Here is a 6,864-nt window from a genome sequence, read left to right as displayed (position 1 = left end):
TCGAACGCCAGGGTGGTGGGGCCGCCGAGACCCTCCTCGGCGTCGGAGAGCGGCGGCGCGCCCTTCTCGATGAGCTTGAGGGAGGCGGCCGGCGTGGTCGCCTCGAAGGGCCGCAGGCCGGTGAGGGCCTCGTAGCAGACGGCGGCCAGGGCGAAGACGTCGGTGCGCTCGTCGACGAGGTCGCCGGTGAGCTGCTCGGGAGGCATGTAGCCCACGGTGCCGCCCCGGGCCCCGCCCCAGCCTGCGGCGCTGGCGATGGAGGCCATGCCAAAGTCCGCGAGCTTCACCGAGCCGTCCCGGGCCACCATGACGTTGGCCGGCTTGATGTCCAGGTGCAGGACGCCGTTGTCGTGGGCGTAGGCCAGGGCGGCCGCCACGGACCTCAGCACGTGGGCCACCTCGCACCAGATGAGAACGCCCCCCTCCACCCGGGCCATGAGCTCGGCGAGGGTCACGCCGTCCACGTACNCCATGACAATGTAGGCGTAGCGGTCGTCCACGGCGAAGTCGTGGACCGTGACGATGTTGGGATGGGTGNGGAAGCTGGAGGCGCGGGCCTCGGCCAGGGCCTCGTCGACCACCGAGGCGGCGTCGCCCTCGGCGTCCAGGNGCAGGCACTTCACGGCCACGCGCCGCTGCAGGCGCACGTCCCAGCACACCAGGACCGACCCGAAGCCGCCGGTGTCGCGCAGCTCTATGGTGCGGTAACGGCCCAGGCGCAGGGCCGGCGATGTCTGTGTCTNCATGGGCGAGTCCTTGGGTGCGGTTGGGGTGTGGTGGGGCCGCCTGACCGCACCAGTGTAGCGCGGGCGCCCCGGTCGGTGGTGGCCCGCCCATGCCGGTGCCGCCTTTGGCATGGTCCCGTCCGTCACCAGAACCGGTGGGGGCCCAGCATGACCGCCCGGAGGCACCGGCGCTGCCAGGTGAAGCGGTCGTCGGGGTGCCACGACAGCCCCAGCCGCTCGGCCAGCCGGGCGCAGGCCATGGAGAAGAGCCGCTCGTCGTGGACGACGGCCGAGGTCCACGGGCCCACGTCTATGCCGAGCAGGTCCGAGGCCAACTGCCGCTGTCGGTCCTTGATAGCCTGCTCGCGGTTGTCGTGGAACTCGGTGCTGTCGTACTCCACGCCAGCGCCGGCGTCGGGCCAGTAGAGGTCCACGAGCATCGACCGTTGGCCCCCAACGGCCTGTCTGAGCTCGCTCGGGAGCTCTATCTTGGCGTTGAGCTCGGGTTTTGGCAGCCCCATGCCCCCGTGGGCGGGCTTCAGGGCGAGCATGACCGTCAGGGCCGTCTCCATGGGGGAGCGCGAGCGGTCGGCGATGGCGCCCAGGGCCTCCTCGAGCACGGCCCTGCCCTTTGCCGCAGGGGCCTTCCGGCAGAGTTCCTCCACGGCGCCTGCGGTTATCAGGGGGTCGCGGGGGAGGCACCGGCCGATCGCCGGGTCGCACAGGTAGCTCGCCGCCATCGTGCACCCGAGCGCCGCCGTGCCGGCCACCCCGAGCATCGCGGCCCTGAGCAGCAGGTAGAGGCCGGGTGCCNGCACGTGGACCGGGTCGCCTCCCGCAAGGGGCCCCTCGACCCGGAGCAGAGGGGACATCGGCGTCTCGAAGGCCGGCGTGCGGTGGGGGACCGCGCCGTGCCGTCGGCAGCGGTCGTGCCCCGGGGCCACCATGAGGTGCACCGGCAGCCGCTGCGTGTCGGGGAGGCCGGCGAGGCTGCGGGCGAACGGGCCCATCTCGCTGTACCACGGCAGGTCGCGAACGGCGTCGGCCTGCCGTGCCGTGCACGTGGCCTCCCCCATGATGCGGTCCGCCTCTTCCTTCGGGATCGGTGTGAGCGGGGCTCGTGAGGCGTATGCGATCCAAGCACCCAGGTCGGTCAATACGGTACTCATGGGAATCAGTATGCACTAAATATGCCGGTTTATATTGGACTTCTCAAAAATAGTTTGACAAAAACCCGACAATCGCCCGACCGTTCCCCGACGGGGCCTGTCAGGCGGCGAGGTGGGGGCGCCTGGGGACGGGGCGGCAGGAGGCGCGGCGGCACAAAAAAAGAGCCCCGGGGGGCTCTGGAAGTGCGATGGTGCGGGCGAAAGGACTTGAACCTTCATGAGGGAACCCTCATACGGACCTGAACCGTACGCGTCTGCCAATTCCGCCACGCCCGCGTAAGTCGGAATTATACACGTCCGTCGCCCGGAGGCAACGGTTTTTTAGGCAACGGCCGCCCGGACCCCAGGGGTGCGGGGTCGTGCCGCCATGCCAAAGCGGCTTTTGGCATGGACCTGCCGTCGTCGGGGCGTCCCAAGCCCCCTCACGAGGCCCCTTTGCCCATGCCAATAGCAGCCTCTGGCATGGGTCCGCCGCCCGNTGACCCCCTGCGGCCCATGCCGGACGAGCCTTTGGCATGGAATCGCCGCGTCGGAGTGCCGCTTTTGCCGAGAGACCCATGCCGGAGACGCCTCTGGCATGGGTTGAGACGCGACAAGGGCCCGCACCGCGGCATCCCACGGCACGGGCCCCATGAAGGTCGCTGTGCGGCGGCCGCGGCCTACTCGTCGTCCTCGTCGTCGCCGCCAAAGATGCCCGAGAAGNTGCCGTCGTNCTCGNCGTCCCCCTTGGGGTGGTCGAAGTACATCCTCTTGGTGCGTCGCTCGAGGATGAAGGCGATGAGCAGGCACANGGCGATGCCGCCGATGAAGATGGCGGCCACGCCTGCGCGGGTGTCGAAGAGCCAGGTCACGAAATCCATGGGGGAACCTCTCATGCAAAAGGGCCTGCGCGCCCGTCCGGTGGGGCCGGGCGCGTAGGCGCAAGTATATACTGGTGCGTCAGGCCGCGCAGGTGCCGCCTGCCCAGCCGCAGGTACGGCGCCCGACGGCGCATCAAACGAGCCCTAGCGAAAGTGGGTCACCATGCTCGACATCAAGTTTGTTCGCGAGAACCCCGACGCCGTGGACGCCNCCATGGCCTCCCGCAACGGCTCTTGGGACCGCGACCGCTTCTTCGAGCTCGAGGCCGAGCGCCGCTCCGTGANCGCCGAGGTGGAGGGCCTGCAGGCGCGGCGCAACAGCGCCTCCAAGGAGATCGGCCGCCTCATGCGCGAGGGCAGGCGCGACGAGGCCGAGGCCGCCAAGGCCGCCGTGGCCGCCGACAAGGAGCGCATCGCCGAACTCGACGCCCGCCGCGGCGAGGTCGAGGAGGCCCTCACCGACCTCATGAGCCACATCCCCAACNTCCCCGACGAGTCGGTGCCCTACGGCAAGGACNACAGCGAGAACGTCGAGGTCAGGCGCTGGGGCACCCCGCGCGAGTTCGACTTCGAGGCCAAGGCCCACTGGGATCTGGGGCCCGAGCTGGGCATCATCGACTTCGAGCGCGGCGTCAAGATCGCCGGCAGCCGCTTCTACCTGCTGGGCGGCATGGGCGCCCGCCTGGAGCGTGCACTCATCAACTTCTTCATCGACATGCACATCAAGGCGGGCTTCAAGGAGTGGTGGCCCCCGGTGATCACCAACGCCGNCACCCTCTACGGCACCGGCCAGCTGCCCAAGTTCGAGGACGATCTCTACCACGTGGAGCCCAACCTGTACCTCATCCCCACCGCCGAGGTCATGCTCACCANTATCCANCGCGACGAGATCNTCGACGGCTCCAAGCTGCCGCTCAAGTACACCGCCTTCACCCCGTGCTTCCGCGAGGAGTCGGGCAGTGCCGGCCGCGACACCCGCGGCATCATCCGCGTGCACGAGTTCGACAAGGTGGAGATGGTCAAGTTCGCCCTCCCCGAGGACTCCATGAACCAGCTCGAGGCCATGACCCANGAGGCCGAGCTGTGCCTCCAGGCCCTCGGCCTGCCCTACCACGTGGTCACGCTCTGCTCGGGCGACCTGGGCTTCTCGGCCGCCAAAACCTACGACCTCGAGGTCTGGCTGCCCAGCTACGGCGACTACAAGGAGATCTCCAGCTGCTCCAACTGCTGGGACTTCCAGGCCCGCCGCGCCAACATCCGCTACAAGGACCCCAGCGAGNTCAAGGGCACCCGCTACGTGCACACGCTCAACGGCAGCGGTCTGGCCGTGGGCCGCGCCATGGCCGCCATCATCGAGAACTACCAGAACGAGGACGGCACGGTCNCGGTCCCCGAGGCCCTCGTGCCCTACATGGGCGGGGTCACCGTCATCGAGCCCGAGGAGGGTGTGAACGCGTAACAGGGTCTTTCACCTGTGTCTTTGCGCCCCCGCAACCCAAAGTTGCGGGGGCGTTCCCGTTTCTCAACCCAAAGGTGGTGGCCTGCAACCGGCCGTCGCGGCACGGTGGTCCCATCCGTCCGGCCACGTACAGGAAGGCACCGACCATGAACGTCTCCATCGCCCAGCGCCTGGCCACCCTGCGGCGCGAGCACGGCCTCACCCAGGAACAGCTCGCCGAGAGGATCGGGGTCTCGCGGCAGGCGGTCTCAAAGTGGGAGCGCACGGAGTCGAGCCCAGACACGGACAACNTCATCGCGCTCGCNCGGCTCTACGGGGTGACCCTGGACGAGCTGGTGTATGGGCCGGCCGGAGGAGAGCGTCCGGAGGGGCCGGNGGCCGAAGAACCGGTCGAGGCCGCGGCGGGAGCCGGCGACGCCGTCGAGTGCTCGTGGGACGACGGTGTGCGGGTGACGTCGGCCGACGCATCGGTCTCCGTGGGCTGGGGTGGCGTGGACGTGCACGACCGCCGCACCGGCGACCACGTGGAGGTGGGTCCCGGCGGCATCCATGTGAATGCGTCCGACGGCGAGCATACCGTGCGCACCGAGGAGGACGGCTCGGTGTGGATNGACGACGAGCNCNANGACAGCNGGGCGGACGCCCACCGGGCCGAGGGGCACGGGTCCAAGCCGCGGGCGTTCGTCTCGCGCATCCCCTATGCGCCGCTGGCCATTATCGCGTTCCTCTGGCTCGGGCTCTTCGAGCAGCGCTGGGATGTGGGCGGCTGCCTGCTTGCCGTCATCCCCGCCTGGGAGAGCCTGTGCTCCGTGGCGAACGCCGTGGTGCGCGGCAAGCGCGGGCGCAAGCTGCGCGGGGCCGTGGCCGGCCTGTGCTTCTGGCTGGGGCTCTCGGGCTTTCTCGTGGTGGGGCTTCTCGAAGGGGCGTGGCATCCGGCGTGGGGCCTCATTCTCATGGGGCTGGCGGTGTCGCTGCTGGTGGACGCCCTGTGGCCGCGCCCTGCCGACGATACCGGGGAGGAGGCGCCGGCCGAGTGGCAGGCCCCCTGTCCCATCACCCGGACACTTTTGTCCCAAATCGCCGGCCGGGGCCCCTAGCCCTCCTGCCCGTTTCCGCTCCCGCGGAAGAGGCGGCTCAGGTAGTCCGCGGCACCGCGGCGCACGGAGTCGAGCAGGCTCGGGTGCGCGGCCGACCAGTCCACCGGGTGCTTGAGCAGCCACTCCCGGGCAAAGTCCACCACGCCCTCGCCGTGGCCGGGGTTGAAGGTGTCCTCGCCGGGCACGGGCACGTTGACCGAGACGTCGGCCGCCTGGGCGTAGAGGATCTCGAGCTGCTGGGCGCCGTAGTCCATGCACTTGCCCATGACGTTGAGGATGGAGAGGTCATTCACGGCCTTGTAGGTCTTGAGCATATGCACGCCCACCACGGCGTCCACCGCCGAGCGGTCGAACAGCGGCGTGGGCAGGTTCATGCGGCAGCCGCCGTCCACCAGGGTGCGGCCTAGGAAATGGACGGGCTGCACCACCAGCGGGTATGCGCCCGACGCGGCGATGCAGGTGGCGAGGTCGTGGTCGCCCGGGACGGTGGTCCAGGCGCCCGGCCCCTCGAAGAAGCCGTTCGTGCCGGTGAACACCACGAGGTCACCGGTGATGATGTCCACCGAGGTGATGGCCAGGGGCATCTTGAGGTCAGAGAAGGTGGCCACGCCCGCCTCCTCGAGCAGGGGACGGACCTGCTCCACCAGCACGCCGTTGTCCACGAAGCCCTGGCGGGTGACGGCCGAGATCACGTGGCGGCGCATGTTCTTGACGATGCCTGCTTCCTCCACGCTGACGTCCATCTTGAGCAGGAGGTCCTCGATCTGGGTGGAGGAGAGCCCCGCCGCGGTGAGCGTGGCCACGAGCGAGCCCATGGATGTGCCCGCCACCGCACCCACGGGGATGCCGTTGGCCTCCATGTCGGCGAGTACCGCCACCTGGGCATAGGACCGCCATCCGCCGCCGGCCAGGGCGAGACCCACACCATCAACCTTGTTAGCCGCCATAGGACCTCCCTCTTTTTTGTGAACGAGACCTTTCTACCGCCGCTTGCCGCCTCTAAACAGAACATATGTTCGTATTTGGGGTATACTCCTGTCAACACGGAGAGGAGAGCCCATGAGCCGTTGCCCCGCAGTCCTTGCCCGCCCCCCGGCGCCCATGGTGACCCTGTCACTCGGCCTCCAAGGGCCCGACGGCCCGGCCGTGGCCGTAGCCGACCTCGGCCGGGCCGTCGCGGTGCTGGAGCGGGTGGAGTCCGGGGCGCAANGCCNGTGGCGGCGTGTGGTCACGGTGTCCAAGGGGGGGCCGCTTCGGGCCGCCCTGCGATGTCCAGAGGGGTGCGAGGCCCAGACACTGGTACAGGATCTCTCGGCGCCCGGCGCCACGTTCGACGACCTGCTGGGGCTCCTCATGGCGGCCCGGGTGCCGTGCTCGGTGCGAGGTGACCCGTTCTGGTTGTGAGGCGCCCGGCGGCATGGCCCGGATCAGGGGCGCTTTCGACCGGCAAGAAAAAAGGCCCCGGAGGGCCTGGAAAATCGAGTGGTGCGGCGTACAGGATTCGAACCTGTGACGTTCTGATTCGTAGTCAGACCCTCTATCCAGCTGAGGTAA

At 69.2% G+C, this 6,864-nt stretch carries 5 protein-coding genes and 1 tRNA gene; 2 read left to right on the top strand and 4 right to left on the bottom strand.

The window, feature by feature from the left end; translation table 11 throughout:
- The 3 genes from JX283_RS02895 to JX283_RS02885 all read right to left on the bottom strand — a co-directional run.
- Positions 1–746: serine/threonine-protein kinase (locus JX283_RS02895; RefSeq protein ID WP_204829253.1), on the bottom strand; the 746-nt coding region annotated here is incomplete at its 3' end.
- 1,337 nt (positions 747–2,083) lie between these two features.
- Positions 2,084–2,170: transfer RNA gene (locus tag JX283_RS02890), tRNA-Leu, on the bottom strand.
- Between the two features lie 383 nt (positions 2,171–2,553).
- A complete protein-coding gene (locus tag JX283_RS02885; protein WP_204829252.1) occupies positions 2,554–2,754 on the bottom strand; it encodes a DUF6724 family protein in 201 nt (66 codons plus the stop codon).
- 163 nt (positions 2,755–2,917) lie between these two features.
- Between JX283_RS02885 and serS the strand changes: the two genes are divergently transcribed.
- Together serS and JX283_RS02875 are read left to right on the top strand one after the other, a co-directional pair.
- Positions 2,918–4,213: a serine--tRNA ligase gene (gene serS, locus JX283_RS02880; RefSeq protein ID WP_204829251.1), complete on the top strand. Its 1,296-nt coding sequence runs from the start codon at positions 2,918–2,920 to the stop codon at positions 4,211–4,213.
- Positions 4,214–4,359: 146 nt separating this feature from the next.
- Positions 4,360–5,310, top strand: coding sequence for a helix-turn-helix transcriptional regulator (locus JX283_RS02875; protein WP_204829250.1), 951 nt, complete (start codon positions 4,360–4,362; stop codon positions 5,308–5,310).
- Here JX283_RS02875 and JX283_RS02870 read toward each other — a convergent pair.
- Entirely contained in the window at positions 5,307–6,257 is a 951-nt protein-coding gene (locus JX283_RS02870; RefSeq protein WP_204407243.1) for a patatin-like phospholipase family protein, read from the bottom strand. The two genes, JX283_RS02875 and JX283_RS02870, sit on opposite strands and share 4 nt — an antisense overlap.
- Positions 6,258–6,864: the final 607 nt, after the last annotated feature.

Origin of the sequence: Olsenella sp. CU969 (genome assembly GCF_905219715.1) — a bacterium.
Taxonomy (GTDB): Bacteria; Actinomycetota; Coriobacteriia; order Coriobacteriales; family Atopobiaceae; genus Granulimonas; species Granulimonas faecalis.
Note: the sequence above shows the minus strand (reverse complement) of the source record. Positions and strands in the feature narration are given on the sequence as shown.